This window comes from Paenibacillus ginsengarvi, from assembly GCF_003626695.1.
In the GTDB taxonomy this organism is placed as follows: Bacteria; Bacillota; Bacilli; order Paenibacillales; family NBRC-103111; genus Paenibacillus_AB; species Paenibacillus_AB ginsengarvi.
The window spans coordinates 1-26,412 of record NZ_RBAH01000043.1; the positions used below are offsets into that span (position 1 = coordinate 1).

Sequence of the window (26,412 nt, forward strand, 5' to 3'; positions counted from 1 at the left end):
GGTCCGTCTGTAACACGGGTTCGTGACACCAAGAAAGTACGACCTACCTTCGCCAGCCCAGTACCAGTATGGACAATATTTTCATTCATCAGTGGTGCCGCAAAGCAGCATGTTTGTCTGTAACGATTATAAAGGGCGGCGCCAATAAAAACATGCCAAAACAGGTGCTTAGATGAGACAAAAAATGCTTTTTTGGGCTGACGGTCCAAATCATACTTGCGGCGAATGCTGCCTGCGGAACTTCGACGGATTCATTCTCGCATATTTCGTAAACATCCGGCTGAAGTAGTAGCCGTTGTCGTACCCGCACTGCCGGGCGATATGGTCGAGGGTCTCGTCGGTTTGCACGAGCAGCGCTTTCGCTTTCTCCATTCGGATGGAAAGCAAATAGCGGGAAGGGAGCAGCCCGAACACGTTCTGGAACCTGCGGGTGAACTGAACCGGATGGATCCCGAATATGTTGGCGACGGACCGCATTTGTATATTCGTATAGGCGTACCGCTCGATCCAGTCCTTCGCATCCTTCATAAGCGTGTCGCGGACCGTTTCGCCGGAGCGTAAAAGCGAATCGGCTTCTGATCGGAACAGCATCCATACATCGTTCACATAGTGGGCGACTCCCCTGTTGCTGTGCGATTGCCCGATCATGAAAAAGCCGAGCAGATGTCTGAAATTGTTGAACAGCCGGTCCTGCTCCGGCGTCGTAAATTTATACCGGAATACATCCTGCAGAAGGCCTGCGATCCGCTCTTCCCCGCTTTCCCCCCATTCCAACGGCTCGATGCGGAATTTGATGTAGAAAAAGGAGAGCGGAGTTAGCATCTCGCGATGAAACTCCATAGAAGGCGGACAAAAGACGATGTCCCCAGGTGAAGCCTCGCCCAACACGTCACCGATCCGGTAACGAAACCGGCCTCCCTCCACCGCGATCATCGTCCATACGGAGTCGCGCTCCATCTGCATAAGAAACTTCGGCTTTTCCCTCCAATAAAACGTGCCTTTGAGCGAAATCGGATACGTAAGCGACATGCCCTCAGCCCCTCCGCTGTCCAAAATTTGTACAGCCTTATTGTCCATCGTAGCACATTTCGTTTCGAAACGAAGGTTGAAATTATGTATAAATTTCCCTAATTATATGCATTTCAGATCGCACCGGATGTCACTATACTTGGTTGTGAAAACGCTTTACGAATAGATGTGAAGAAATTGGGGGGACCGTTCGTATGACTGATTTCAGCCGACTCAAGTATTATGCTCCGGCACCGGCAAACGAAAACCCGCTGCATATCGCAGCCGATTTGTGCATTTACGGGGGAACGGCGGCCGGTGTCGCCGCAGCGGTTCAAGCGAGCCGGATGGGACTTCGCGCGGTCATTGCCGAATTCGGCCGCAAGCTGGGAGGGATCGCCGCCAGCGGCCTGGGCAGCACCGATCACGGACATAAAGCGGCTATCGGCGGCCTCGCCAGGCAGTTTTACCGCGACCTGGGCACGTATTACGGCACTACCGCCGAGGACGGTCTCGTCTGGTATTTCGAGCCGCACGCGGCCCAGCATGTGTACCGGGAATGGCTCGAGCAGGCCGGGGTTCCGGTTTATTACGAGCAGCACTTGGCCAGCGTTGAGAAACAGTCCGGCCGGTTATCGCGAATTACGATGGAAAACGGGAACACCTTCTCCGCCGCGATGTTTATCGACGCCTCGTACGAAGGCGATCTGCTGGCTCTCGCCGGCGTCTCGTATCACGTCGGCAGGGAATCGAATTCCGTATACCGCGAAACGCGCAACGGCATTCAGTTCGGCTCCCACCATCACATGTTCAACGCCGCCGTCGACCCGTACGTAATCGAAGGCAAGCCGGACAGCGGACTGCTGCCGGGCATAATGGACGTCCGGCCGGGCACGCAGGGCGCAGGCGACCGTTCCATTCAAGCGTACAACTTCCGCATCTGCTTGACGAACGTGCCGGACAATCGGGTGCCGATCCCGCAGCCTCCCCGCTACGACCCCGAGCAATTTACTCTGCTCGCCCGTTATATCCGCGCTGGGGTATGGGACTTCCGCCAAAAAAACGCGGGTTTGCCGAACGGCAAAACGGATACGAACAATTTCGGCGCGGTCAGCACAGACCATATCGGAGCGAACCACGAATGGCCGGAAGCCGACTACGCGACGCGGGAGCGCCTGTTCCAAAGCCATGTCGATTATACGATAGGCCTCCTCTATTTTCTGGCGAACGACGAGCGGGTTCCGGCCGCGCTGCGCGAGGAACGGCGCCAGTGGGGGCTGGCCGCCGACGAATTTACGGACACGGCCAATTGGCCTCACCAGTTGTATGTGCGCGAAGGCCGGCGCATGATTTCGGACGTCGTCATGAACGAGCGACATTGCCGGCATCTGCAAATCGCCGACGATTCGATCGGGATGGCCTCCTACACGATGGACTCCCACAACTGCAGGCGCCTCGTGCTCGAAGGGTTGTGCGTCAATGAAGGCAATGTGGAAATCGGGGTGCCCGGGCCTTACCGGATCTCGTACCGGTCGATCGTTCCGAAGGACGACGAATGTGTCAATCTGCTCGTGCCGGTATGCCTTTCCGCTTCGCATATCGCTTACGGCTCGATCCGCATGGAGCCCGTGTTCATGATTTTGGGCCAGTCTGCGGCTACTGCGGCTGCGATCGCCCTGGAGAACGGAACCGCCATTCAGGAAGTGCCGTATAGCAAGCTCAGACAAAGACTGCTTGAGGATGGGCAAATTTTAGAGCTCGATCAACGAAAATAAGGGGTGCTTGCAGGTGAAACAACGGAGCATGTTTATCTTAGCCTCGGTCTTCGCTCTCCTCGTCTCCGGCTGCGGCAAAAGCGGCGAGAGCGACTCTTCGCCTGGGAATACGGCCGCACCTGCGAAGGAGCCGCCAAAGCCTTTTACACTAAATTACTACACGAACTTGAGCCAGCCGATGATGGAATTCGAGAAGTCGATTATCGAAACCAAATTTCCGCATATTACGGTGAACCCCGTCTTTTACAGCGCCCAGATGAAGCCGGAGCATCTCGCGCCTGCCGGCAACGTTCCCGATCTGATCTCGTTTACGATCGGCTCGCTGTGGGATTTCCGCGACGTCAATCTGTTGTCTGACCTTACTCCGTTCATCAAGAAAAACAACTTCGACACGAGCCGGTTTTTGCCGAACGTGCTGGAATCGGTTCAAGCCTACTCCGATACCGGCGAAATGTTGTTCATCCCCTACACGCTCAGCAGCAATGTACTTTATTACAACAAAACCATCTTCAACAAATTCGGGGTCCCCTATCCGAAGGACGGGATGACGTGGGAAGAAATCAGCGACCTGGCAAAAAAGCTGACCCGTCAAGACGGCGCCACGAAGTATAAGGGGTTCCAATTCCAACTGCAAAACCTGACGTGGAAAAACCAACTGATGCAGCCTCTGGTCGATACGGGCACGTTCAAAACGGTAGTCAACTCCGCGGGCTGGAAGCGCTGGCTGGAAACGATGGGCGGCTTCTTCTTCATCCCGGGCAACGAAGTCGGAGGCTCTTTCGAGAAAACCCAGGATGTGGCGATGTATTCCGGCCCCAACATCCTGAGCGCTCTGCCGGAAGCCGCGAAGAACGGTCTCGATTGGGACGTCGTTTCGCTGCCCGTGTTCTCCGGAAGCCAGGCCGGCGGGACGCAGCTGATTTCGCCATTTTACGGAATGCCGCCCAAAGGCAAAAATATGGATGAAGTGTTCCAGGTCATCTCTTATATGCTCTCGGAGGAGGTGCAGACGGTTAAGTCCCGGCGCGGACTCGTGCCGATCATTAACAGCGATGCGGCCGCCAAGGTATACGGCAAAGACCTCGAGGGCGTGGAGGGCAAAAACTTGAGCGCCTTCTTCAAGGACAAAGTCGGCAAGCCGTTCAAAACGACCAAGTACGACGACATCGCCAAAACGGTCATCTATACGGAAATGCTGCCGGGTTATTACAAAGGGCAAAAGGACATCAACACGGTGCTTCGAGAGGCCGAGGAAAGCATCAACAAAAAGATCGAGGAGAAGCGGAAATAAGGTCTGCGAGAGGGAAAAGAAACTGCTTTCCGCTGTTGTTCGCGGAAGCAGTTTCTTTGTTGCCGGTTGAAAGAATATTGGGATATAACGGAAGCATATTCCGTTATATCGATCATTTTTAGTAAAACATCCACAATAACGGATTTTATTTCCGCTAAACATCCAAATTCCAGCTACATTCAGCGATTTTCCGTGACAATGTCGAAAATAGCGGAATTTCGTTCCTCTATTGCTTGATTTTTTGCTTCCTCCGCTTGATTAGCGGAATTTTTTTCCGTTACGCCTACGCGTCTGCACGGAGAAACTTTCCGCGATGGGATAAGCCAGCGCCAGCGCCACCGCCGGAGTCTACGTCTTCACCCGCTTACGCCAAGGCGTCGTTCCACTTAAACAGCTTCGTGCCGTAGCAGTTAAAGTAGACCGATCCGTCCGGCGTACGGGCCGCCGTCGAGACGTGTCCGGGCAAAGCGCCCAGCGGCTCGGCCGTCATCCGGCCCGTGTCGATCGCGAACAGCGTCTTCTCGCCGAAGGCGGCGATCCGGTCGGCACCGAGCGCGATCAAGCAGCCGCAGCCTTCGCCCAGCGGAATACGCCGCACAAACGCGGCCAAATCGGGATCGAAGACGGCGATCTCTTTGCCGACCCGCACCCATACGCGGGACGCAGCGGCGATCAGTGCGCCGGGCTTCTCCCCCAGCTCGAACCGATGCAGAAACGAGATGCGCCCTTCCGGCTCCCACATCGCAAAGTGACACGGCTCATCGCGCGCCTTCAGCCCGTTGCCGCCCGTTCCGGTCGTGAAGTACAGCCGCTTATCGTCCGCGGTCAGGCCGCCGATCTCCTGCCCCGGCACCGGATCGTACCACGAGGTTACTTCCTTCGTGGCGGTATCGATGCGCGACAATCCGCCGCCGTACACGCCGTACTTCGCCATCCATCCGGTCCATATCCCGCCGTCAGGACCAAGAACCGACTTCCCGTGAGGCCGGATCAGCTCAGGTCCGACCGAACGAAGCGTTCGCGGGTTTACGTTGCCGTACTGGTCCCACGGCTCGCCCGGACGGTACACAATATGATCGCCGCCGGCGTAAGCCGCAAGGAACAACTCGTCTCCGGCAAAAGCCATGCCGTATACTTCGCCGCCCGCGTTGCATACCGCTCCGGAATTCCAATAGGAGCCGTCTGCCGGATTGTAGCGGAATATCGTCTGTCCGAAGCCGCTAGACCCCCACAGTACGCCGCCCCCGTCGGAGATGACCGTATGAATGCGCGTTGCCGGCGCTTCCGTCGGAATCGATCGAAGTGTGGGCTCCTTCTCGCCAGGACGCCGGATCAAGTAATCCTGGCCTTTAACGGCCGCGTGAGAGCCGTCCAGCAGCGGAACATAACGTACGCGTTGCCGGCCTCCGCCGATCTCCATCTCCCTCGTCTCCAGCATGCCGCTCCACTGCTCGGCCTGCGAACCGCGGGCCGGCTCGAGCGTCTTCGCATCGTAGAAACGCTGTTCGCCGCTCAGCGTCGTGCATATAAACGATGGCGTCACTTGCCGAATCGTCTCCCCCGGCGAGCCGAGGTCGCCGAACGTTTCCGTTTCCAGATCCCATACGCGCAAAAACGGCGTGTCCATCCCCCCGCTGACGATAATGCGCCCTGGCGCGTCCCCGTACACGTTCCGGCTGTACATATCCTTCGGATTGTCCGAAACGCGACCCAGGCTAACCAGCTCGTGCTTGCCCGGATCGTAGCGCAGCAGCACGCAGCCGGGATACGTGCCCCCGTAGACGAGCCCGTCAGAGCCGAGCGCCAGATTCCAGATGTACTTCTCCGATTCGATCCGCAGCGGCGCCGCCCACTGCCGCGTGCGCAAGTCGAGGCTGTGCAAATAGCCATAGTCGGGACATGTGCCGACTAGCAGCTTGTCGCCGAGCGGCAGGACCGCCCACGCTCCCGAATCGCCCGGAAGCGCGACCGCTTCACCCTCCTGCGTTTGCGTGTCGATGAAAATGAGGTTGCCGACGGAGCCGGCGGCGAAATTCGATAATACCAGCTTCTCCCGCCCATCCTTCGGGTCCACGAGCGAGGTCACATTTAAAATATTGAAATTGCGGCAAGGCTCGGCCGCCGCCGCATACATCGTTTGATCCGTACCAATTTCCATTTTCATCCTCCCTCCGTTTTTCTCATTGTAACGCAAAATGATAGCGGTTTCGTCAGCCAAAATGTGAACCGGATCGGCCATTTTCGTCGGCAGACCAAGGACGGCCGGGAAATTCCACAAGTGGCGGCCAAGTGGAACCATTCCGACATGATTTGGCCGAAACTCGGGCATAGTAAAGTTGCGTAAACCTGTCTAATCTTACCGCAAACTATAGCGGCATCGCAGAAGGAGGACTTTGGTAAGCATGAGCGAACACGACCGCATGAATCCGATCTCCGGGGAACCGGTGGAGGTCGACGGCGTTTATTCGAACGAATGGGGACGCGAGCAGTTTTTGCAGAAGGGCGACGTATTTCCGGCCGACCCGCAGCTTGGCACGACCGGCTGGGAGCTGGTGCGCTTCGACATCGAACACTATACCGGCGAGACCGAACATTCCCATCTGAACCTGGCCGACAAAAACAAGCAAAGCGGGAACAAATCCACGCGCAGCCATGTGGATCGCGGAGACAAGTAGCAGAGGATAGGCGCGAAGGGGAAGCCTGCCTGGCCTGCCTCCCTACCTGCCGCCCGTCTTGTCCGCATCGGCCGACTTCCCCGGCAAAACGGCAAAGCCGGAACTCGGGTCTCCCCGGGCTCCGGCTTCTTAGCGCGCATAGGCTTATTTCTTGAGCAGCCGCTCCGTTTCTTTCTTGAACGTATCGAGCGTAGCTTCGATATTTTTGTTGTCGTACATGATCGCCTGAATCGCCTTGAAAAACTCCTGCATCACTTGCGGCCAAGCCACGTGCATATTCGTATCTACCGCATATTGAAGCTGGTCGTATGCGATTTTACGGTTCGGCTCCTTCGCCCACAGCTCCTTCATTTGCGCCGACTCGGCCATCTTCTTCGTAAACGGCAAGTAGCCGGAATCGAGCACAAACTGCAAGCCGCCCTTCGGGTCGGTCATCATCCAGCGGATAAACTCCCACGCCGCCTCCTTGTTTTTGGAGCCCGCCATCAGCGACACGTTCGCCCCGCCGGTCGGCGTCGCATACACCTGATCCATCGGCAAATAAGCCGTCGCATAGTCGAATTTGACGCTATCCTTCAAGCTGCCGATCACCCCGGTCGATTGGAACATCATGCCGATTTTGCCGCTCGTAAACATCTGGTTTACGATATTGCCCGAATCCTGGGCCGGCGGATAGTACAGGGCGCCCGTGCCTTGCAGCTCCTTCAGAAACTGGAACGTCTTGACCCCTTGACCGCCGCCGAAGCCGACCGAAGTCCCTTCGTCGTTGAAAAACTTGCCCTTCGCCTGCGATATCATCGCGATCGGATACCACGTATCGTAAGGCATGCTGTAACCGTATCGTTTGAACTCGCCGTTTTCCTTGACGACGAGCGCGTTTGCCACCTTCTTCAGCTCTTCCCACGTTTTCGGGATCGCCAGCCCTTTCTCGTCCAGCATTGTTTTGTTCACGTGCAAAATCGGCGTCGAACGGTTCAGCGGCAGCGATACGAGCTTTTTGTTAAACGTCGAATGCCCCATCAGACCGGGTGTAAAATCGTCTACGCTCATGCCCGACGTTTTCAGAAACGGCGTCATGTCCTCCAATACGTCCGAGTCGGCGAACATTTGCACATACGCGCGCTCCAGCATCGTTACGTCAGGTCCCGTTTTGGCCGCCACCGCCTGCTGCAGCTTCGTTACCGTTTCGTCGTAGGAGCCCTGGAACGTCCCGACGACCTCGATCTTATTTTGCGATTCGTTGAACCGGTTAATGGCGCTGCTGATGTACTCCCCGTTTTTGCCCCCAAGCGAATGCCAGAACTGCACCGTTACTTTGCCAGCCGGTTCGTTTGTCTTGGCCCCGCCCGCCGCAGTCTCGTTTTTGCCTCCAGAGCAGCCGGCGAGCACGCCGGACAATAAAGTCGTCGCTAGTACGATAAGCGATAATTTCTTCCGCATTGGATTTGACCTCCATAAGTTAGGTAATGAATGGTTAATGGCATTACTTGATGCCGGAATAAACGAAAGCCTTGACGATTTGCTTGGAAGCGAATAGGTACACGATTAGAATCGGTACGACCAGCACGACGTTGCCGGCCATAATGATGTGCCAGTTGCTGATCCCCTCCGTCTCCCGGAGCATGGCGATCCCCATCGTCAGCGGCCTTACGGCGGCCGAATCGGTCATAACGAGCGGCCAGAAATAGTCGTTCCAATGGCTGACGAAGCTGAACAGCGTAATCGTAGCCAGCGCCGGCATCGACATCGGGATCATGATTTTGCGGATAATGCTGAACTCGCTGGCGTTGTCGAGCCTGGCGGCCTCGATAATTTCGTTCGGGATCTGCATGAAATATTGCCGCAGCAGGAAAATACCGAAGGCGTTCGACATGAACGGAATAATTTGCGGCAGCAGCGACTTGATCAGCCCCCAGTCCGCCAGCATCAAGTATACGGGGATAAACGTCACTTGCCCGGGAATCATGAACGCCAGCAGCACCATACCGAACAGCAGCTCTTTACCCGCGAACTTGTATTTGGCGAACGCGTAGGCGGCCGGGATCATGACGATCCATTGCAGCAAGATGATGGAACCGGTAATGAGCACCGAGTTTCGGGCATAGGTGAGAAACGGTCCGGCCTTCAGCGCATTCGCGAAATTAACCCATTGCGGCCAGGCCGGAATCCACGTAGGCGGAAAGGCGAGCGTTTCTTCGAACGTCTGGAGCGACGTCGAGATCATCCACAGAAACGGGAAAACGAATACGATCAGAACGACGGCTTTGAGCAGAAGGCCGAGCGTCCGGCCGGCAAGCTTTGCATAAATCACGGTTTGAATCGGCACCCCTTTCCCCGAGTTGAGTCCCCGGCGGCTTACTGATAATGCACTTTCTTCGCCAGCAGCCGGAAGTACAGGAACGTCAGCAGCGCAATGATCGCCATCAGCACAACCCCGGTTGCGGAAGCGTAACCGATGCTGTTCGTCCGGAATTCGTAAATGTAGTACACGAGCGTCGTAGTCGCTGTATTCGGGCCGCCGCCCGTCATGATTTTCACGGTGTCGAATACTTTAAACGAGCCGATCGTCATAATGACGAGGATGAAAAACAATTGCGGCGAAATCATGGGCAGCGTAATTTTGTAAAACACCTTGAATCGGCTCGCATTATCGAGCGCGGCCGCTTCGTAGATGCTGGGCGGGATGCTTTGCAGCGCGGCGACGATAATAAGCGTATAGTAACCGAGGTTTTGCCACACCGAGACGATTATGACCGACATCATCGCCGTGCTGGAGCTTTGCAGCCAGGGAGAAGGCGGCATGCCGAGCGATTTCAGCACGAAGTTGAGAATGCCGTGGCTCGGCTCCATCAGCCACATCCACACAAGCGCAACCGACACGATCGATATAATATGAGGCGTAAAAATACCGGCCTGCACGACTGCGTTAAACTTTGTCTTCTTGTTCAGCCATACCGCGATCGCCATCGACAGCAGCATTGTCAGCGCGACGACGCCGACCGTGTAGACCGCCGTATTGAACAAAGCGCTGTAAAAATCTTCGCGGGAAAAAATTTGCGTATAGTTATCCAGTCCGATGAATTTGCTCTTGTCCTTGTTCATCAGATTATATTTGTAAAAGCTTAGCTTGATTAAATAAAGGACCGGGTAAATAACGAACAGGACGATACCGAGCATCGCCGGCAGCACCATCACGTACGGACGAATCGCTTCCCAAACTTTGCGTTTATCCATGCCGCCGCCCTCTTAACGCCTGCAAATAGCCGCCGAAGCGGGCATCGCCGCGGTCGATCCGTCCTTCATCGGCTCCGAAAAAATACAAATTGGAGTCGGACACGCTAACGTATACATCCTGATCGACGGAAAACCGGTCTTCCGTGCATTTGATCATAAAGGCGTGCGGCCCCGAACGGACCTGGTAGATCGTTTCCGAACCGAGCATTTCCCGTGTCGCGATCGTACCGCGCACCGAGTAATGCGCATCCGCGGCGTCCGTGGACAGTTCCGCGCCTTCCGGGCGGAATCCGAATCTCACCCCGTCCGCGCCAAGGTCGCCGATGTTCATCGGCGGAACTCCGATAAACTGGGCCGCGAATAAATTGCTCGGCTGACGGTAGATGACTTCCGGGGCGGCTTCCTGCTGGATTTGCCCGTGGTTCATCAGAACGATTTTGTCGGCCATCGACATCGCCTCGACCTGATCGTGCGTCACATACACGAACGTCGAGCCGAGCTTCCGGTGCAATTCGATCAATTCAATGCGCATTTGCACCCTCAGCTTGGCGTCCAGATTGGACAGCGGCTCATCCATGAGAAAAACGGCCGGCTTCTTCACCATCGCCCGGGCGAGAGCTACCCGCTGGCGCTGTCCGCCGGATAACGTCGACGGCTTGCGGTCCAGAAACGGGCGCAGTCCGACCGTTTCGCTGATGCTCTCCACAAGGCGGGTCCGTTCCTCCTTCGCGACCTTGTTGTTTTTGAGTCCGAACTCGATATTTTCCCGTACGGACATCGTCGGGTAAATGGCGTAGTTCTGAAACACCATGGCCACTCCTCGCTGCCCCGGGGCTACGCGCGTCACATCCGTGCCGCCGATGCGGATCTCCCCCGACGTTTGCTTGTCGAGCCCGGCGATCATACGAAGCAGCGTCGTTTTGCCGCAGCCGGACGGACCGACGAGAACGGTGAACTTGCCGTCCTCGATCGTCAAATTCAAGTTTGGAATAATCACGTTTTTATCGAACGATTGCGTAACCTGCACAAACTCGATGGATGCCAAGTAAGTCCTCCTCCTCTTCCTTCTTCATGCCTGCTTGCTTGAAATCGGACCACGTTTATCGTTTGAATCGCGTTTTCCATCCCCTTCGGTACATGTAATAGCTCATTTACTTTTGTTCTCTTATGCTCGATTTCATTTTATTAGCGATTTGTTTTCGCATTATTATGCACATATAAATATTATGTAAAGACAAAACGATCCTTGCAATCGCTACCAATAGCGTAGAAAACGTTTTCCTTAACGACATTTACGATGAACGTCGCTATAGATTAACGGGCTTTACAGCGACCGCTTGCTCTTCGTACAGATGACAAGCAGCACCAGTATGCCACTCGATACATCCATATGCGTATGAACCCCCATCTTATGCAAGTTTTTGCTCGAAATTGTTCAGTGTAACTTGAATTCAAACAACCGTCAGCCCTATTTACGCAGCCCGACCAACGCAAAAAAACCGCCGGCAGCGTCGCTGCTCATGGCGGTCTCGGGGGAAAGGGACGTGCAGAGAATATTAATGATCTCCCCGGCTGTTCGTCGCTTCGTTTAAATATTCGTTTTCGGGCCCGTCTTCGTTCGGATTGTTGTTCTTGATAACGCTAAGTCGCCCGCTTCTCAGCTCGCCATGCTCGTTCGTATCCGGCGTCTGGTTGTCGCTCGGCGCGGCATCGTGCTTGTTGTTGTTATATTTGTTCGACATGAGAGTCTCCTTCCTGGGCGCTTTGCTTTCGCAAAGCATGTCCACACGTAGGATACCTCGGCTTGTTCCATTTTATGCAGCTGCTGGTTATTGCCCAGCCTCGTTCGCCCTGCGTTACAAGACAGACTCTTTCAATATAAATCCCGCCGCGCCGTGTATAAAACCGCCCGATGCGAGATAGTCGTAAACAGTTTTTTGCAGCGACGTGTCCCGCGGGAAGCTCGGCAAATCTTCGAGCTTCGTGCCAAAGCCGAACACCCGCTCAAGCGTTTGCTTCTCGTCCGATTTGACCGGCGTTACGTTATAATCGCTTTGGAAGCGGACGATGTTCGAATCGGCCGGCAGCAATCGCGGAAGCTGAGGCGCGAGCAGCCAGGACGAGCAGACGAAACCCTTGAACGGATTTCCCGGGTAAAACTCGGCCGCAAACGCGATCGCCGTCCGGTACGATTCCCGGCACAGCTCGTAAGTCATTTTGCCCGATGCCGGAATGTGCACGTCCAGTACGTTATCGCCCGGTTGCAGCACAAGTTCCCACTCCCGGTCCGACAGACGGACCGGCTCCCGGACAGCGGCGGCGTTGGCGATCGGATTCCCGGTATGTACTTTTCCGTCATAATCGTAAACCGACAGCCAGCCGCCCTCGGGATCATATACGCCGTTCGTACCGTCCGCCTGACCGTCCGCCCGGAAGCGGACACCGGACTCGGCCAGGACGGCGATGACGCCGCTCGATCGGTTGCGAAACGCCTTGAACGGCTTGTTATAGGCCATAAACGCAAACTGAAACCGGCCCAATTGAAACAGCCTTCCGGTCATATGGCGAATCAGCCAACCAACTTGCCCGAGCCCCCACTCTCCATGCTCGCTGTAATACTGCTGCATCCAGATCGCCATATCGCCGAGCGTATCGATCCATATCCGCTCCGATATGCCCTTCGCTTTGTAGATGTTGATCATTTGCGGCAATGCGCCCATGTAAACGACAGCCGCCAGCATGGCGCCATGCGGACCGGATTCCAGCAGCCGTTTGTTCGTTTCGTTTGCGGGCTCCGTTTTGTCCACGAAAAGTTCCCGATGAAACTGTCTGGCAAGGGCGGCCAAGCGCTCATCTTCCCGAATCAGCGCCGCTTCGTGCTGGATTGCCTGAGCTGCTTCCTCCGGCAAACGAATCTCACGGCAAGCCCTTTCCATATAAGCCGGCTGCAAAAAATCGACGACGCCGTCCTCTGCGGCCAGTCCCTTCAGCCAATCTCCCAGCAAAGCGTTCCCCCCGCTTTCTTAACCGCTGCCCGCGTTCCCCGGCTCCATCAGATCGGCAGCAGCTTGATCGTATCCAATCTCTCCAGCCCTCGAATCATGTCGTACCACGAATCCGGCTTCCGTTCCTGAATCGCATAATACGTTTGCAGGAAACGGGAAACAAGCGCCGCCGGAAGCTCCTGAACCGATTCGTCATAGGACAGGAAGCAAAAGTCTAGCCCGCTGACCGCTTCGCCGTTCAACTCCCACGACGGATGGACATACGGGAAATCGAGCCGCCGGTAACCGAGATGCGACAGCACTTCCCTGCGTACGAACGGGTCCATCGGCTTAATGCCGCCGAAGGCGTGCTCCTCCACCAAGTACGGGTTATAAATTTCCGCAAACATACCAGTCAGCTTGCCGCCGCACTGCCGCACCCATTCGAGGAGATCGCTCTGTCTGCGCTGAGCCAAAAAACGCCCGATGCCGAGCCCCTCCCGCCCGATAATCGTAAAATCGGTCATCGCCACGCCCATATCCGGGTAATACCGGTATTCCGTAGCGCCCACCACTTCGCCTTCATGCACCGCGACGACAACGCGCAGCCCTTCATCCTTCAGCGGCTCGGCCCACAGGTCGTAAGCGAGCACCTCCTCGGGCGGAAACACCCGCCCCATCAGCTCGTGCATTTGCCGGAAATACGTGTCTTCTATACTTGTAATGCGTACGAATTCCACAAAAACTCACTCCTTTCATACGGATCATTGTAGCAGAAAACGAATCGGAAAGGCGAGACCGATTTACGGGAAAACTTGAACCAGGTTCACCATGCATGAACACTCTCGTTATGCAGCGGTAATTCCAGCGCCCCGCCGTACGAAACGACCCATTCGGCAGTTGACGCAACGCGCCGAATCTTCTACAGTTACTATCATCGGTTTCTCGGACTTCATGAAATTTGGACACGAACGGAAGGAGACATAGAGCCTAATGCCCGCCTTCAAAATTCCAATGCGCCAGTACGTCGGCTTGCTCAGCCGGTATTTGCGCGCCCAGCGGTCTTCGATCGTTTGGCTTGCCGTTTTGCTTATCGCCGGGCTGCTGATGCAGCTTGTCAATCCGCAGCTGATCCGCTATTTTATCGACTCGGCCCAGGGGACGGATACGACCCGGGCGTTATGGATCGCCGCCGCTCTGTTCATCGGCGTCTCGCTCGTCCAGCAAGTCGTTACGGTTATCGCTACCTACATCAGCGAGAACGTCGGCTGGATCGCCACCAACAAGCTGAGAGGGGACGTCGCCGACCACTGCCTCCGCCTAGATATGACGTTCCACAAATCGCATACGACCGGCTCGATTATCGAACGCGTGGACGGGGATATTAACGCGCTCGCCAACTTTTTCTCGAACTTCGTCATTACGCTCATCAGCAACCTGCTGCTCGTCGTCGGCATTCTCGTCCTGCTGCTGCGCGAAGGCTGGATCGTCGGCGCCGCGATGGCCGTCTTCGTCGTCCTCGCCATCTATGCGATCCAATATATCCGCAAATTTGCGATCCCCCACTGGGGCAAGCTGCGCCAGATAAGCGCCGAATTTTACGGCTTTTTGGGCGAGCATCTGGAAGGGACCGAGGATACCCGCGCCAATGGAGCTAGCGGTTATGTGATGCACAAATTTTACTCGCTGCTGCGAAAATGGCTGCCGATCCGCATTCGCGCCTTTCTCGGCTGGGCGTCGATGTGGATTACGACACTCGTCGTGTTTACGATCGGCAACGCGATCGCCTTTGCGCTGAGCGCCTACTTATATAAGAAGGGTGCCATTTCGATCGGCACCGTTTATATGATCTTTTATTACACCGAGCTGATGGCGAAGCCGATCGAGAAAATCCGCACCCAGATGGAAGATCTGCAAAAGGCCGACGCCAGCATCGTCCGCATCCGGCAGCTGCTGGATACGGAGCCGGCCATTCGCGACGGAGCGGCGGGGACCCCGCTTCCCGAAGGCGCGCTTTCCGTTGAATTCGATCGCGTATCGTTCGCCTATGAATCAGGTAAACCGACGCTGGACACCGTAGATTTCCGGCTCGAGCCCGGACAGGTGCTAGGCCTGCTGGGGCGAACCGGCAGTGGTAAAACGACGCTCGCACGGCTTCTCGTCCGGTTCTACGATCCGCAGGAAGGCGAAATCCGCTTCGGCGGCGTTCCGATCCGGGAGGCCAAACTGGGCGATCTGCGCCGCAGCGTAGGCATGGTGACGCAAAACATCGAAATTTTTCAAGGAACGGTCCGCGATAATTTGACGTTTTACGACCCGGACGTTCCGGACGAGCGGATCGCGGCGGTGCTCGCCGAGCTCGGACTGGGCGACTGGTACCGCTCGCTGCCCGCCGGTCTGGACACGGTGCTGGAGTCGGGCGGCGGCGGCTTGTCCGCCGGGGAAGCGCAGCTGCTCGCCTTCGCCCGCGTTTTCCTGACCGATCCCGGTCTCGTCATTATGGACGAGGCGTCGTCCCGTCTCGATCCCGCGACCGAGCAGCGGCTCGAAGCCGCCGTCACGAAGCTGCTGCACGGGCGAACGTGCATCATTATCGCCCACAGACTCGCCACCGTGCAGCGCGCCGACTGCATTCTCATCCTGGATCAAGGGTGTATCGCCGAGTTCGGCAACCGGGAGGAACTGGCCGCAAACCCGGATTCCCGCTTTAGCCGGATGCTGGAAGTTGGCATGGAGGAGGAGCTCGTATGACGACGTTTCAAATGTTATGGCGGCTCATCCGTTACCGGCCGCTGCTTTATACGCTTAACGCAGCTATGTGGACGCTCATCTATCTGGCCCCGATCCTGCCCGGTCTGCTGACGAAGGCGTTCTTCGACGCTCTGACCGATTCCGCTGCGGCCTGGTTCGGCATATGGACGATCATCGCCTTGCTGCTCGCCGCTGCGGCGGTACGCGTTGTTTTCATCATATTCGGCTTCATCACCGACGTGCAGTTTCGGATGCGCGTAGGCGGCCTGCTGCGGCGCAATATGCTGCACCATATATTGAAGGAGCCCGGCGCAAAGGCGATTCCGGTGTCGCCGGGGGAAGCGATCTCCAATTTCCGCGATGACGTCGAGCAGACCGAGGAAGCGATCAGCTGGTCCGTGGACGCGTTCGGGATGACCGTCTTTGCCGTCGTATCGTTTTTCATTTTGCTGCGGATCGATACGCAATTGACGCTGCTCGTCTTCGTGCCGCTTGTGCTCGTCGTTACCGCGGCGCAGCTGTCGACCTCGCGGCTGCAAAAGTACAGGGCGGCAAGCCGCGAGGCGACCGGGCAAGTAACCGAGGCGATCAGCGAAATGTTCGGCTCTGTGCAGGCGATCCAGGTGGCCGGCGCAGAGGATCGCGTCATCGGCCGCTTCAAATCGCTGAACGACCAGCGGCGCAGCGCGATGCTGAAGGACAAGCTGCTGACGCAAACGCTCGATTCGGTGTTCTCCAATACGGTCAACCTCGGCACCGGTCTTATCCTGCTGCTGGGCGCCCAGGCGATGCGCTCGGGCAGCTTTACCGTCGGCGACTTCGCGCTGTTCGTTTACTACTTGACGTTCGTGACGCAGTTTATCCAGAACTTCGGCAAGTTTCTGACCTACTTCAAACAAACCGAGGTAGCCAAGCAGCGGATGGAAAGCTTGCTGCAAAACGCACCGCCGGAGCGGCTCGTCGAGTCGCATCCGCTCTACCTGCGAGGCCCTCTGACGGAGCCGTCCCTGCCGGCCAAAACGGCCGAGGACCGGCTGGACGAGCTTGTCGTCTCCGGCCTCACCTACCGGTACCCGGAGACGGGACGCGGCATCGAGGACATCAGCCTGCGCCTGCCGCGCCATTCGTTCACTGTCGTCACCGGGCGGATCGGCTCGGGCAAAACGACGCTCGTCCGCGCGCTGCTCGGCCTGCTGCCGAAGGACGGCGGCGACATCCGCTGGAACGGCGACCTCGTCGGCGATCCGGGCGGCTTCTTCGTACCGCCGCACAGCGCCTACACCCCGCAGGTGCCGCGGCTGTACAGCGACACGCTGAAGCGCAACATCCTGCTCGGCGCGGATGACGATTCCGCCAGGCTGGAAGCCGCGATCCATGCCGCCGTGCTCGAGCGGGATATCGCCGGGCTGCCGGCGGGGCTTGACACCGTCATCGGGCCGCGCGGCGTCAAGCTGTCCGGCGGCCAGGCGCAGCGCACGGCGGCGGCGCGCATGTTCGCCCGCGACGCCGAGCTGCTCGTCTTCGACGATTTGTCCAGCGCGCTCGATGTCGAGACGGAGCGCAAGCTGTGGGAGCGGCTGTTCGAGCGACGCACGGCCACCTGCCTCGTCGTTTCGCACCGCAAAGCCGCGCTTGCCCACGCCGACCGTATTCTAGTGCTGAAGGACGGCCGGCTCGAAGCCGAGGGTACGCTGGAGGAGCTGCTGGAGCATAGCGAGGAAATGCGCCTGCTGTGGAACCGGGAGCTGGAATGAACGGATAGCCACCCAAAAAAACGAGACATCGTTCGCAGCGCGCAAGCGTCCGCGAGGATGTCTCGTCTCGTTTTTTACGGTTATTTGTCCGTAAACGGCAGCGATTCGTAATGGGCGCTTCGTCCGAAAGACCCGCCACTCTCCGCATAAAACGTTTCGTCCAAATGAAAGACGCCGTTATCGGGACGAACCCAGGAAGCGTCAGGTAACGGATGGTAGCCGATCATGGCCGACCAGTTCGCGTAATTTTGATGGCCGTTCGATTCGATTAGCCCGACCTTGAGCCCCGGCACCGGAGTAAGACGCGCCGCCAAATTTTTGTTCCAGTCGACCATCCACGGATTCACGGTCAAATCGGCGCAAAAACACGGGACGCCCCGCTCTTTGGCCGTCTTTGCCACCGCAAGAGCGACGCTCATCGTTTTCGCGATCGGCTTGAGCGTAATCGCCCCGTAGCCGAGATCGATCCGCTCCCGCGCATCGCGCTCGTGATGCACACTTTCGTCGGCGGCCACCCGCAGCGGAATACGATCGACAGGCAGCTTGTTCTCCTCCGGAAAAGGCTCCTCCAGCAAAATCGTGCGCTCCAGCGCCCCGATCCGGTCCGCGTGATCGAGCAGCCGCAGCACCCGGTCCGCCGTATCGTACCGTCCGTTGCAGTCGATATAGTAAACGACCCGGCCGCAATCCGTATACGGAGTCGTCCTCTCGCGGGCGAGCCTGTGGACGAGCTCGAATTGACGCTTGTCCCACTCGACCATTTTATCCAGGTCGCCGTCCTTGTCCGGGTCCGACCCCAGCTTCAGCTTCAGGACGAAATAGCCGTCGTCCAGCATGCGCACGATATCCGCCTCGGTATGGTTGTAGGAAACGACCGGCGTGCAGGCGAGTACCCGGTGACGCTCGGAGAGCGCGGCCTTGAACCGCTGCGGCACCATCGCGTCGAATGAACCGGCCCCGGCCTGCTTCGCGTACAAGAGCCATGCCGCATGGTCCAGCGGAACGAGTGCGTTCAGCGCGAACGTCTCCCGCAGATCGGCTCTGGACGCAAGCTCCCGCCCGTAAGCGAGTACCGGCGATACAAGCCGTTCCAGCAGCTCGACCGGCTCACTGAATGTTTCTCCCCGGGCAAGCTCGACCGCCCGTTTCGTCAGCGCAAGCATCATCTCGTTGCCGCCGGTCTCCGTCGTCGCGAAAAATACGCGCGGATCGGACCAGAGCACGCTCTGCACTCCTAGGCCGACGGCCGAGTGCCCTTCCCCGTCGTCCAGCTTTACCGCCGTTTGCCACAGCTCGCTCAAATACCCGCCCTTGAAGCCGAAAGGCGTAGCCAGCGGTTCCCGTTCGACGGCGTACCCGGCCTTATGTATCCGAATCATCGTTCGTTCACTCCGTTCGTAGAAGGTCAAATTGGAATAGACCTTATTTTACTACATGGGAGCAAACTTGACACTAGTTTTGTCGAGTAACTTCGGAAAATATACTCGACACTGCCTTTTATGCATTTACTATGGGGAGAAAACTTAACACGATATTCGGCAATGGCCTCTCCTCACGTCAGCCCGATTGGCGGGCAATGAGCCGGAACGAAAGCGTTACTTTTTCGGGAGCCGCATCCGGACTCGCTATGCGGCGATGCAGCATTTCGACCGAACGGGCGCCCAACGTCTCCTTGCCGAAGTCAACCGTAGTGAGGGCGGGACTCGAGTGGGCCGCCATCTCCACATCGTCGAAGCCGATCACTTTGCACTGCGCGGGAACGTCGTACCCGTGCATTTTCAACAAACTGATGAGCCGGATTGCAATTTCGTCGTTGGCGCATACGAAGCCGTCCGGCAGCTTGCCCCCGCCGTGCATCTTCTTTACCTCGACCTCCAACGTCTGTCCCCACGGCCCGCCTCCTCCGTAAGGCAGGCTCCACTTGCCGACGGCAATTTCCTCGCCACGTTTGTCCTCTTCCTCGGAAGCCGCCATTTTGCAGCCCCACCAGCGTTCCTGAAAGCTTACGGAATGGCGGTCGCTGCCGACAAACATGATCGAGCGGCATTTGGCTGCGATCAAATTATGACATACCGTTTTGGCCGCCTCGATATTGGCGTTAACAACACAATCCAGACCGACCGAAGGATCGGAATGGTCGGCCAGAACGACAGGAATCCGCTGTTTCTTGATCGAAATCAAAAAAGAGTCCGTCATACTGCCGAGCACGATCATCCCGATGCACGAGGAACGGTCGGCAAACGCAGGAAAAACGAATTCCGTTTCCTCCACATTGTTCGAAATGATCAAATGGTCCCATCCGTATCCGTCGCATGCATCAATAACCCCCGTCAGCACACGGTTCCAAAAGGTAGAATCGCTCCTTCTGCCTGACTTGATCCATAGGAGGACATACGGATTCGAAACGCCGGCAAGCGGTTCCTCCGCCTTTGAAGAAGCCGGATCCACATGGAGTCCGAAGCGATATCCGAGCGCCTTGGCCATCGCAAACACATTTTCCCTCGTTTCCTCACTGACACCCGGTTTGCCAGCCAACGCCTGGGATACCGAATATTTCGATATACCGAGCCGATCGGCAATTTGCTGCATAGAAATTTTTTTGGACATAATACCCCACCGCCTCAACAAAAGGAAAAAAGTTTATCGATGCAATTCAAGGATGAGCGACCGCGTTTCAGCGGATGTTTATTCTTGGTGCAGAAACTCGCAGTCCCCTTTACTCCCATCAGTGAACTTAAACTTCTTGTAACAATAACAAAATACTAACATTTTAAGTATGTCTGATTCCGAGGACAGTGTCAAGGGAAATTGTACTTCTCACAAGACTTGAACGGTCGGTCCACCACGGGTTCACCCCCTCTTTTCCTCCATCATACCCTTTAAAGTTAAGACTACGAGCGAATACAATCCAGGTAATACAATCAATTTGTAAGCAAAAATGTTTTGTTGACATTTGGAATATTTAACCTTTATTATGAGGTTGAAACTAACATAAACCAAACAAAAACCAATCAGACCAGATGGGGCGAAACAACTGACAACACCATTTCCATAACGGGAGGAATGCGCAATGTCGGAAGACAGCCGCAGGATGAGCCGCAGGAAAATGCTAGCCGCACTAGGAATCGCGGGAGCAGCAGCCGTAGGTTTGGGAGTATCGCAAGCCAGAGGAAGTACGGTCACGGACTTTGTATATGGAGGAGAGGAGGAGTGTCCGGATCATCGCTGCGGGGTAACCCCGTACGACTTCGGCGCGGCAGGCGACGGCATCGCAGACGATACGGCCGCATGTCGGCAATGGATCTCTTACGCTTATCAGCACAGTGTCCCCGCCCTTATTCCGAAGGGCACGTTTCTGGCCGATGAATTGTACCCGCTTGCCGGAGTTAAGTTTATTGGCCTCGAATATCCGAAGACGGGGACGTACCAGACGTGCATGTTGTCCAACTTCACGCCGGGCAAGTCGGTGTTCAAAGGGGATTCCGTCTCCCGCGTCTGCTTCTAGGACGTGACGGTGAACGGTCTCGGCAAAGCGGGCAAAGGTTTCGACTTCGGTCTGCTCAAGGACAGCGTCTTCACGAGAATGATGGTTACCGGCTTTCCGGGAGGAACTGCGTTCAGGGTCGGCGGCGGATGGTCGAACTTTTTGTACGAATGCTATTTCAATGAATGCGGGGACGGGTTTGTTTACGATAATGGGGTACAAGAGCTGAACCAGACGATATGGACGAACTGCCAGTTCAATGCCAACGACCGGTACGGCGCAGCTCTTCTAAACAGTCAAAATAACGGCACGAATATCGGCAGCGCCAACGTTTTCCTGAACTGCGACGCCGAGAACAACGGGGATACGGGCATTTATTTGCATACCGGCAAAAATACGAAAATTATCGGCGGCTACATCGAGTACAACCGGAAGTTCGGCATCCGGCAAGTACCCGGCACAGGCGGCGTCCAGATGCAGGGGCTGGTCGTCTCTCCCGCATTCGTAATCGGCACGAAAAACAAGCCGGGTCTTCCCCAGGACTCGGTAGGCGTCAGTATCGAGTATGCCCTCAACCCGGTCGTCGCCGGGCAGATCGTTAATTGCAAGGAAGGGCTGAAGATCGGCTATTATGCGGACGGTTGCGACTACAGCGGAACGTTTCTGGGCAGCAGCGATACGAACCTGGTCGATCAGTCGCGCAGCCACAATTATGACTCCAAGCTGCTATCCACCCGAGGCGGCGTGCTCAAAATCAAAACCGGAGCGACGAGTGCGGCGGACTATGTGCCCGCTTCGGCCGTAACGGATCGCATCTTAACCAACTTGTCCGCGCCCAAGTCGTTCGACGTCATCGTGAAAAGCGGGGTCGGCGGCACGGTTCCGCAGTTTGTCGAATTTCTTTTGTGCGGCTGCGACGACAGCGGATCGAATGCCTCCTATCTGGAAAAGGTCGCGGTTTACCGCGGCTCGTCCTCCTTCTGGGAGACGAAAACGACGTTTTCCTCGGACTCCGCAGGCAGCCTCTGGTCGATTGCGCTGTCGAACAAAACCGACCAATCCGTGCGTGTGACCATTACGGCCAATCATCCGGGATCACACGCCGGGGATACGGCAAACATCTCGACCGTAAGCCCGGACATCTATGCTTGCAAACCAGTCTATTGAAAACGCATACAACATATTTCAATAAGGGGGATGCACCATGCGCACAAAATCGACGGCGCTTCTATGTATCGGAGCCATTGCCGCACTTGTTCTGGGGGGCTGCGGCGCCGCGAAAGCTCCGGAGCAGCCAAAGCCGAATGGGCAAGCGCCCGAGCCCGCCTTGCCGAACGGGGTAATCAGCGACAAAAAGGTGGAGCTTATCGTTTTTCTGAATTCGATTACACGGGGCGATCTGGAGAAGTACTATATCCAGCCGGCCAAAGAAAAGTTTCCGAACTTTACGATTCGGGGCGAAAACCGCGATATTAGCCAAATGATCGCAGCCGGAGAAATGCCGGATATTATCGTCGGCTCGAAAGGCACCATTTCCGACATTATGTACAAAAACGATCTTGTCGGTGACGTCGGCGATCTGGTCAAAAAATACAGTTATGATGTTACGAAGCTGGAGCCGGCGCTTGTCGATATTATGAGAACGTTCGGCGGAGGCAACATCATCGGCCTGCCGCTTCACGTCAACAATAAAGTGATGTACTACAACAAAGATTTGTTCGACAGATTCGGTGTCGCTTATCCGAAGGACGGCCTGAACTGGGATGAAGCGTACGAGATTGCCAAAAAAATGACGCGGGTCGAAAACGGGGTGCTGTACCGCGGCTTCAGCGACCGGTGGGGGGATACGTTTTTTGCCGCCAATCCGTTTAGCCTGAGCTACCTGAGCCCGAAAGAGGAAAGGTCGACCTTTATAGAGAACGACCGCTGGAAAATCATCGCGGACAACTTCAAACGGTTTTACACGCTCCCCGGCTTGCAGTTCGACAGTAAAACGAGCAGTCAGGAAGAAGACCGGAAAATTTTCGAGAAGGGCACCTCGGCCATGTCCATCTTCATTCCCGACGCCGGTCCGAAAGATTGGAATTTCGCTTGGGATATCGTCTCGGTCCCGTATTACACGCAAAATCAAGGAGTCAGCCAGCAGGTAAACGGGCTGTTCAACTATATTACGAAAGGCAGCAAAAACCGTGAGGCCGCCTTCCAGTTCGCCGCATGGATGACATCGGCGGAGATGCAGACGATGCTTGCCAAGGAAGGGCGCGTTCCGGCACTAAAGGATGAAGCGATCAAAAAGCAATTCATGCAAAACGTGCCGCTCTATAGCGGAAAAAACATAAAGGCCTTCATATCGGGCAAATATGCCCCGCAAGGCCCGGCGCGAGATGCAGGTCTCGTGAAAGGCTTCGAAAACCCGGCACAACGCCTGCTGTTTCAAGAAATGCAAAACGTAATCGTCGAGGGCAAGGACTTGAACAGCGCCTTCCGCGATGCAGACGAAGCGATTCGCAAGGCGCTCGCCGCAGAAAAAGCGAAGTAACATGAAATTTCTTCTGGTTAAACCCGACTTGGAATAAAGGAAAAGCACACCGCTTTCTTTGTCAGAAACGTCTGTTTCCGTACAATACCGCGGAGTTCGATGCTCGGGCAACGGATCAAACGTAAACAAACCTCCATCGCTTCAAGAGCGAATGGAGGTTTGTTGGATTATTTTACAAGAAATCATCTCACCCGGCGATACGGACGAGAGTATCGGTTATCATCCTGCCCAAGCGCTCCCAGCAGAAGAACGATCGCGGAGATAATATGCATGATCATGCCGACGAACGGTATGAATCCGAGCAGCGACGTCGCGATCCCGACCATACTGCCGAATCGGCCCGCATTTTCCTTATGACAAATCAGCAAGGTGACGATATGCAGCGCCAGCATGACCCACAGCGCGGTATGCCCGGTAAACAGGATAAAAGCTCCTCCGATAATGGGGATACCCAGAAACGCTTCCATGCCCCCGGTTACAAACTTCATCAATCTCGATAAGCTCATCTTGTATTTCCTCCCGATCTTTCGCCGCAATAACAGGCTTTCTCTTGTGTCTTTATTGTAGCATCCGAGCCTTTCCTCCTGCATCGGACTTAAGGGAAAGCCCGTTCCCCGTCTGGGGTCGGGTTGTGCGACGTAAGCTTTCTTATGGAAGGATGTGGCGTTGCGGAATTTGCTTCACTTTGTTATTATAGGAACATATGTTCTGATTAAATGAAGGAGGCCTGCCTGTATGAAGCGCCATATCCGATACGAACCGCTGGCCGTCAAAACGATGCTCGGTCCGGTCAAAGCTCCGTCCATGCCGTTCGAATGGTCGATCAACCCGTATCGCGGCTGCCAGCACGGCTGCGCCTTCTGTTACGCCCGCTCCACGCATGCGTTCCTCGGCATGGAAGCCGACGATACGTTTCAAAACCGCATTTTAATGAAGACGGAAGGTCCCGAAGCGCTTCGCTCGCAGCTCGACAAAATGGCCCGTTCTCGCAAAGGCGTGCGCGCCATCGGCCGCATCGCCATCGGGACAGCGACAGATCCTTATCAGCAGGTCGAAGCAAACGCCGGATTGACCCGCGCTTGTCTGGAAGTTTTGGCCGAGTACCCCGTGAGCGTATCGATCACGACTAGATCGCCGCTTATCCTGCGCGATCTCGACCTGCTCCGGCGTATGCCCGGCGTCTCTGTCAACATGAGCGTCGGCACGCTCCGGACAGACGTCTGGAAAAACTTCGAGCCGTCCACCCCCTCCCCTCGCAAAAGGTTGGAGGCGATCAAACAGCTCGGCGAGGAGGGCATCGTGACTAGGGTATTCGTTGCCCCTATCCTTCCTCATATTTCCGATCATGCGGACGATCTGGGCGCTCTGATCGAAGCCATCGCAGACTGCCACCCCGGCAGCGTCATGTCCTCTATGCTCCGGCTCAGCACACGCGAAGTCAAAGTTTGGTTTTTTCGCACTCTGCACGAGCATTACCCGCATCTGACCGAAACGTACGCCACCATGTACCGCGGCTCCGCCAACGCGCTGGACGATTACCGCGTGCGAGTGCGGCAGACGATCCGGCTGCTGCTGGAGCAGTACTGGCTGCGCGAGTCCGACTCCGATCGCCGTCCCGCCGCAGCCGCCGACTTCGAAGACGCCGGCGCTACCGAATCCGCCCCGGCCGTGCAGCAGTTGTATTTGTTTTGATGGTGGGGGCGGACACGTACGGATCAGTTGAAGGGTCTCCTGCGATATGCCGGTAGGAGTAATAACATTGGGTACGGACACTTCTTTGCCCCCGAGTTCTTCCGGTCTGATCGGCGTATCCAACAGAATCTGATGTGTTACATATTACCTATAGATTTAGGATAAAAATCATCAAATAGGAAAAAGTATGCAGATATTTGAAGGAATTTGTATATTACTGTAGAACCATCACAGTAACCCAAAATAATGAGGAGGTCTCCCGCTTTGTCGAACGTACTCGTTTTATTACTTCTTGGCTGCTTTGTTTCACTTATCATCGGACTTTTCAAACCAGGTGCTGTTGTGAAATGGGGCCCACCTGAAAAAAGAACTCGCGGTAAAGCATTAATGATTTACGGATTGGGATTAATCGTTTTATTTATTGCTATCGGAGCTACTGCGCCTGATAAGGCAGAAAGCGATAGCTCAGCTGCCAATGCAAAAGTAGGTGATAGCAGTAATGAGGATGCCGCTGCGAAGAAAGAGGCTGCTGAACAAGCTAAAGCAGATGCAAAAGCTCAGAAAGAGGCAGATGCTAAGGCCAAGGCAGAGGCTAATGCTCTAGCCAAAGCAGAGGCGGAAGCTAAAGCCAAGGCTGAAGCAGAAGCGAAAGCACCACGAGCCGGGGATACAGTTAAAGCGGGTAATATTTCTATCGTAGTCTCTGATCCAAGTACTGCGGCAACAATCGGGGACAAGTATTTGAATCAAAAGGCCAAAGGAATCTACTGGATTTTCCCGGTTGCCGCAAGAAACGACGACAAGGAGGCCAGGACTGTGGACTCATCCATGTTCACTTTGATTTCGAATACTGGCGTGAAATACGAACCAGATGCGACCGCTGCGATCTATATGAACACCGATTCCAAATTCTTTCTTGAAAAAATTAATCCAGGCATTGTATTGAACGGGTTTGTAGTATTCGATATGCCCAAAGACCAGATGATAGTAGATTATAAGATGCAGGTTCGTGGTGGGGTAGGGTTCGCGACAACTAAGCCGGTTGACATCATTCTAAAACCGAGATAAATCACTTTTAATATTGCGCTCCATTATAGAAGGAATAGACAGAAATAAGCAAAATAAAACCCCGTCCAGCCACTACAGGCCAGGCGGGTTTTAAGTTTATTCAGGAGGGGCCTTGAATATACAGAAACTTCATTGTTGATGCCTCATTGAAAGCACT

The 26,412-nt window shown here is 55.7% G+C and carries 23 protein-coding genes; 10 read left to right on the forward strand and 13 right to left on the reverse strand.

The window, feature by feature from the left end; translation table 11 throughout:
* Positions 1-209 (reverse strand): hypothetical protein (locus tag D7M11_RS37205; RefSeq protein ID WP_205127152.1); only part of this gene is annotated, 209 nt, incomplete at its 3' end.
* Position 210: 1 nt separating this feature from the next.
* Positions 211-1,077: a helix-turn-helix transcriptional regulator gene (locus D7M11_RS33935; protein WP_120751714.1), complete on the reverse strand. Its 867-nt coding sequence runs from the start codon at positions 1,075-1,077 to the stop codon at positions 211-213.
* A 146-nt stretch (positions 1,078-1,223) separates the two neighbouring features.
* Here D7M11_RS33935 and D7M11_RS33940 point away from each other — a divergent pair, with 146 nt between their 5' ends.
* Positions 1,224-2,783: an FAD-dependent oxidoreductase gene (locus D7M11_RS33940; protein WP_120751715.1), complete on the forward strand. Its 1,560-nt coding sequence runs from the start codon at positions 1,224-1,226 to the stop codon at positions 2,781-2,783.
* A 28-nt stretch (positions 2,784-2,811) separates the two neighbouring features.
* A complete protein-coding gene (locus tag D7M11_RS33945) occupies positions 2,812-4,074 on the forward strand; it encodes an ABC transporter substrate-binding protein (RefSeq protein ID WP_120751716.1) in 1,263 nt (420 codons plus the stop codon).
* 364 nt (positions 4,075-4,438) lie between these two features.
* On the opposite strand, the gene D7M11_RS33950 is transcribed toward D7M11_RS33945, so the two are convergent.
* A complete protein-coding gene (locus D7M11_RS33950) occupies positions 4,439-6,232 on the reverse strand; it encodes an NHL repeat-containing protein (protein ID WP_120751717.1) in 1,794 nt (597 codons plus the stop codon).
* Positions 6,233-6,476: 244 nt separating this feature from the next.
* Between D7M11_RS33950 and D7M11_RS33955 the strand changes: the two genes are divergently transcribed.
* A complete protein-coding gene (locus tag D7M11_RS33955) occupies positions 6,477-6,749 on the forward strand; it encodes a transposase (protein WP_120751718.1) in 273 nt (90 codons plus the stop codon).
* A gap of 144 nt (positions 6,750-6,893) precedes the next feature.
* On the opposite strand, the gene D7M11_RS33960 is transcribed toward D7M11_RS33955, so the two are convergent.
* From D7M11_RS33960 to D7M11_RS33990, 7 genes are all read right to left on the reverse strand, one after another.
* Positions 6,894-8,189, reverse strand: a complete 1,296-nt coding sequence (locus D7M11_RS33960; RefSeq protein WP_120751719.1) for an ABC transporter substrate-binding protein — start codon at positions 8,187-8,189, stop codon at positions 6,894-6,896.
* Positions 8,190-8,232: 43 nt separating this feature from the next.
* Positions 8,233-8,973 carry a carbohydrate ABC transporter permease gene (locus D7M11_RS33965; protein WP_120751747.1) on the reverse strand — a complete coding sequence of 247 codons (741 nt, stop codon included), beginning with the start codon at positions 8,971-8,973 and terminating at the stop codon, positions 8,233-8,235.
* A 131-nt stretch (positions 8,974-9,104) separates the two neighbouring features.
* Positions 9,105-9,983, reverse strand: coding sequence for a carbohydrate ABC transporter permease (locus D7M11_RS33970; protein ID WP_120751720.1), 879 nt, complete (start codon positions 9,981-9,983; stop codon positions 9,105-9,107).
* Positions 9,976-11,028, reverse strand: a complete 1,053-nt coding sequence (locus D7M11_RS33975) for an ABC transporter ATP-binding protein (protein ID WP_120751721.1) — start codon at positions 11,026-11,028, stop codon at positions 9,976-9,978. The genes D7M11_RS33970 and D7M11_RS33975 overlap by 8 nt, the downstream gene beginning before the upstream one ends.
* A gap of 511 nt (positions 11,029-11,539) precedes the next feature.
* A complete protein-coding gene (locus D7M11_RS33980; RefSeq protein WP_120751722.1) occupies positions 11,540-11,725 on the reverse strand; it encodes a hypothetical protein in 186 nt (61 codons plus the stop codon).
* A gap of 114 nt (positions 11,726-11,839) precedes the next feature.
* Positions 11,840-12,988: an acyltransferase domain-containing protein gene (locus D7M11_RS33985; protein WP_120751723.1), complete on the reverse strand. Its 1,149-nt coding sequence runs from the start codon at positions 12,986-12,988 to the stop codon at positions 11,840-11,842.
* A gap of 47 nt (positions 12,989-13,035) precedes the next feature.
* A complete protein-coding gene (locus tag D7M11_RS33990; protein ID WP_120751724.1) occupies positions 13,036-13,707 on the reverse strand; it encodes a GNAT family N-acetyltransferase in 672 nt (223 codons plus the stop codon).
* A 253-nt stretch (positions 13,708-13,960) separates the two neighbouring features.
* Between D7M11_RS33990 and D7M11_RS33995 the strand changes: the two genes are divergently transcribed.
* The gene (locus D7M11_RS33995; protein WP_120751725.1) at positions 13,961-15,718 is read left to right on the forward strand and encodes an ABC transporter ATP-binding protein; all 1,758 of its coding nucleotides are present in this window, start codon (positions 13,961-13,963) and stop codon (positions 15,716-15,718) included.
* Entirely contained in the window at positions 15,715-17,472 is a 1,758-nt protein-coding gene (locus D7M11_RS34000) for an ABC transporter ATP-binding protein (protein ID WP_120751726.1), read from the forward strand. The genes D7M11_RS33995 and D7M11_RS34000 overlap by 4 nt, the downstream gene beginning before the upstream one ends.
* A gap of 80 nt (positions 17,473-17,552) precedes the next feature.
* On the opposite strand, the gene D7M11_RS34005 is transcribed toward D7M11_RS34000, so the two are convergent.
* Complete coding sequence (locus tag D7M11_RS34005; protein ID WP_120751727.1) at positions 17,553-18,851, reverse strand: enolase C-terminal domain-like protein; 1,299 nt, start codon at positions 18,849-18,851, stop codon at positions 17,553-17,555.
* A gap of 178 nt (positions 18,852-19,029) precedes the next feature.
* Entirely contained in the window at positions 19,030-20,079 is a 1,050-nt protein-coding gene (locus tag D7M11_RS34010) for a LacI family DNA-binding transcriptional regulator (RefSeq protein ID WP_120751728.1), read from the reverse strand.
* A gap of 463 nt (positions 20,080-20,542) precedes the next feature.
* On the opposite strand from D7M11_RS34010, the gene D7M11_RS34015 reads away from it, so the two are divergent.
* The 3 genes from D7M11_RS34015 to D7M11_RS34025 are packed head-to-tail and all read left to right on the forward strand — an operon-like array spanning position 20,543 to position 23,495.
* Positions 20,543-20,977 (forward strand): hypothetical protein, encoded by a 435-nt coding sequence (locus D7M11_RS34015; protein ID WP_120751729.1) that lies wholly within the window; start codon positions 20,543-20,545, stop codon positions 20,975-20,977.
* 3 nt (positions 20,978-20,980) lie between these two features.
* Positions 20,981-22,123 (forward strand): right-handed parallel beta-helix repeat-containing protein, encoded by a 1,143-nt coding sequence (locus D7M11_RS34020; RefSeq protein WP_120751730.1) that lies wholly within the window; start codon positions 20,981-20,983, stop codon positions 22,121-22,123.
* A gap of 37 nt (positions 22,124-22,160) precedes the next feature.
* The gene (locus D7M11_RS34025) at positions 22,161-23,495 is read left to right on the forward strand and encodes an extracellular solute-binding protein (RefSeq protein ID WP_120751731.1); all 1,335 of its coding nucleotides are present in this window, start codon (positions 22,161-22,163) and stop codon (positions 23,493-23,495) included.
* Between the two features lie 182 nt (positions 23,496-23,677).
* Here the strand turns inward: D7M11_RS34025 and D7M11_RS34030 are convergent, their stop codons facing one another.
* Positions 23,678-24,001, reverse strand: a complete 324-nt coding sequence (locus D7M11_RS34030; RefSeq protein WP_120751732.1) for a hypothetical protein — start codon at positions 23,999-24,001, stop codon at positions 23,678-23,680.
* A gap of 229 nt (positions 24,002-24,230) precedes the next feature.
* On the opposite strand from D7M11_RS34030, the gene D7M11_RS34035 reads away from it, so the two are divergent.
* The gene (locus tag D7M11_RS34035; RefSeq protein ID WP_120751733.1) at positions 24,231-25,187 is read left to right on the forward strand and encodes an SPL family radical SAM protein; all 957 of its coding nucleotides are present in this window, start codon (positions 24,231-24,233) and stop codon (positions 25,185-25,187) included.
* Positions 25,188-25,451: 264 nt separating this feature from the next.
* The gene (locus D7M11_RS34040) at positions 25,452-26,255 is read left to right on the forward strand and encodes a DUF4352 domain-containing protein (protein ID WP_120751734.1); all 804 of its coding nucleotides are present in this window, start codon (positions 25,452-25,454) and stop codon (positions 26,253-26,255) included.
* Positions 26,256-26,412: the final 157 nt, after the last annotated feature.

Bases quoted from the DNA above. Each gene is read 5' to 3' on its own strand.
- D7M11_RS33935 (WP_120751714.1), bottom strand. From the start codon at position 1,077: ATGGACAATAAGGCTGTACAAATTTTGGACAGCGGAGGGGCTGAGGGC.
- D7M11_RS33940 (WP_120751715.1), top strand. From the start codon at position 1,224: ATGACTGATTTCAGCCGACTCAAGTATTATGCTCCGGCACCGGCAAAC.
- D7M11_RS33945 (WP_120751716.1), top strand. From the start codon at position 2,812: ATGTTTATCTTAGCCTCGGTCTTCGCTCTCCTCGTCTCCGGCTGCGGC.
- D7M11_RS33950 (WP_120751717.1), bottom strand. From the start codon at position 6,232: ATGGAAATTGGTACGGATCAAACGATGTATGCGGCGGCGGCCGAGCCT.
- D7M11_RS33955 (WP_120751718.1), top strand. From the start codon at position 6,477: ATGAGCGAACACGACCGCATGAATCCGATCTCCGGGGAACCGGTGGAG.
- D7M11_RS33960 (WP_120751719.1), bottom strand. From the start codon at position 8,189: ATGCGGAAGAAATTATCGCTTATCGTACTAGCGACGACTTTATTGTCC.
- D7M11_RS33965 (WP_120751747.1), bottom strand. From the start codon at position 8,973: ATGATCTCGACGTCGCTCCAGACGTTCGAAGAAACGCTCGCCTTTCCG.
- D7M11_RS33970 (WP_120751720.1), bottom strand. From the start codon at position 9,983: ATGGATAAACGCAAAGTTTGGGAAGCGATTCGTCCGTACGTGATGGTG.
- D7M11_RS33980 (WP_120751722.1), bottom strand. From the start codon at position 11,725: ATGTCGAACAAATATAACAACAACAAGCACGATGCCGCGCCGAGCGAC.
- D7M11_RS33995 (WP_120751725.1), top strand. From the start codon at position 13,961: ATGCCCGCCTTCAAAATTCCAATGCGCCAGTACGTCGGCTTGCTCAGC.
- D7M11_RS34000 (WP_120751726.1), top strand. From the start codon at position 15,715: ATGACGACGTTTCAAATGTTATGGCGGCTCATCCGTTACCGGCCGCTG.
- D7M11_RS34005 (WP_120751727.1), bottom strand. From the start codon at position 18,851: ATGATTCGGATACATAAGGCCGGGTACGCCGTCGAACGGGAACCGCTG.
- D7M11_RS34010 (WP_120751728.1), bottom strand. From the start codon at position 20,079: ATGTCCAAAAAAATTTCTATGCAGCAAATTGCCGATCGGCTCGGTATA.
- D7M11_RS34015 (WP_120751729.1), top strand. From the start codon at position 20,543: ATGTCGGAAGACAGCCGCAGGATGAGCCGCAGGAAAATGCTAGCCGCA.
- D7M11_RS34025 (WP_120751731.1), top strand. From the start codon at position 22,161: ATGCGCACAAAATCGACGGCGCTTCTATGTATCGGAGCCATTGCCGCA.
- D7M11_RS34030 (WP_120751732.1), bottom strand. From the start codon at position 24,001: ATGAGCTTATCGAGATTGATGAAGTTTGTAACCGGGGGCATGGAAGCG.
- D7M11_RS34035 (WP_120751733.1), top strand. From the start codon at position 24,231: ATGAAGCGCCATATCCGATACGAACCGCTGGCCGTCAAAACGATGCTC.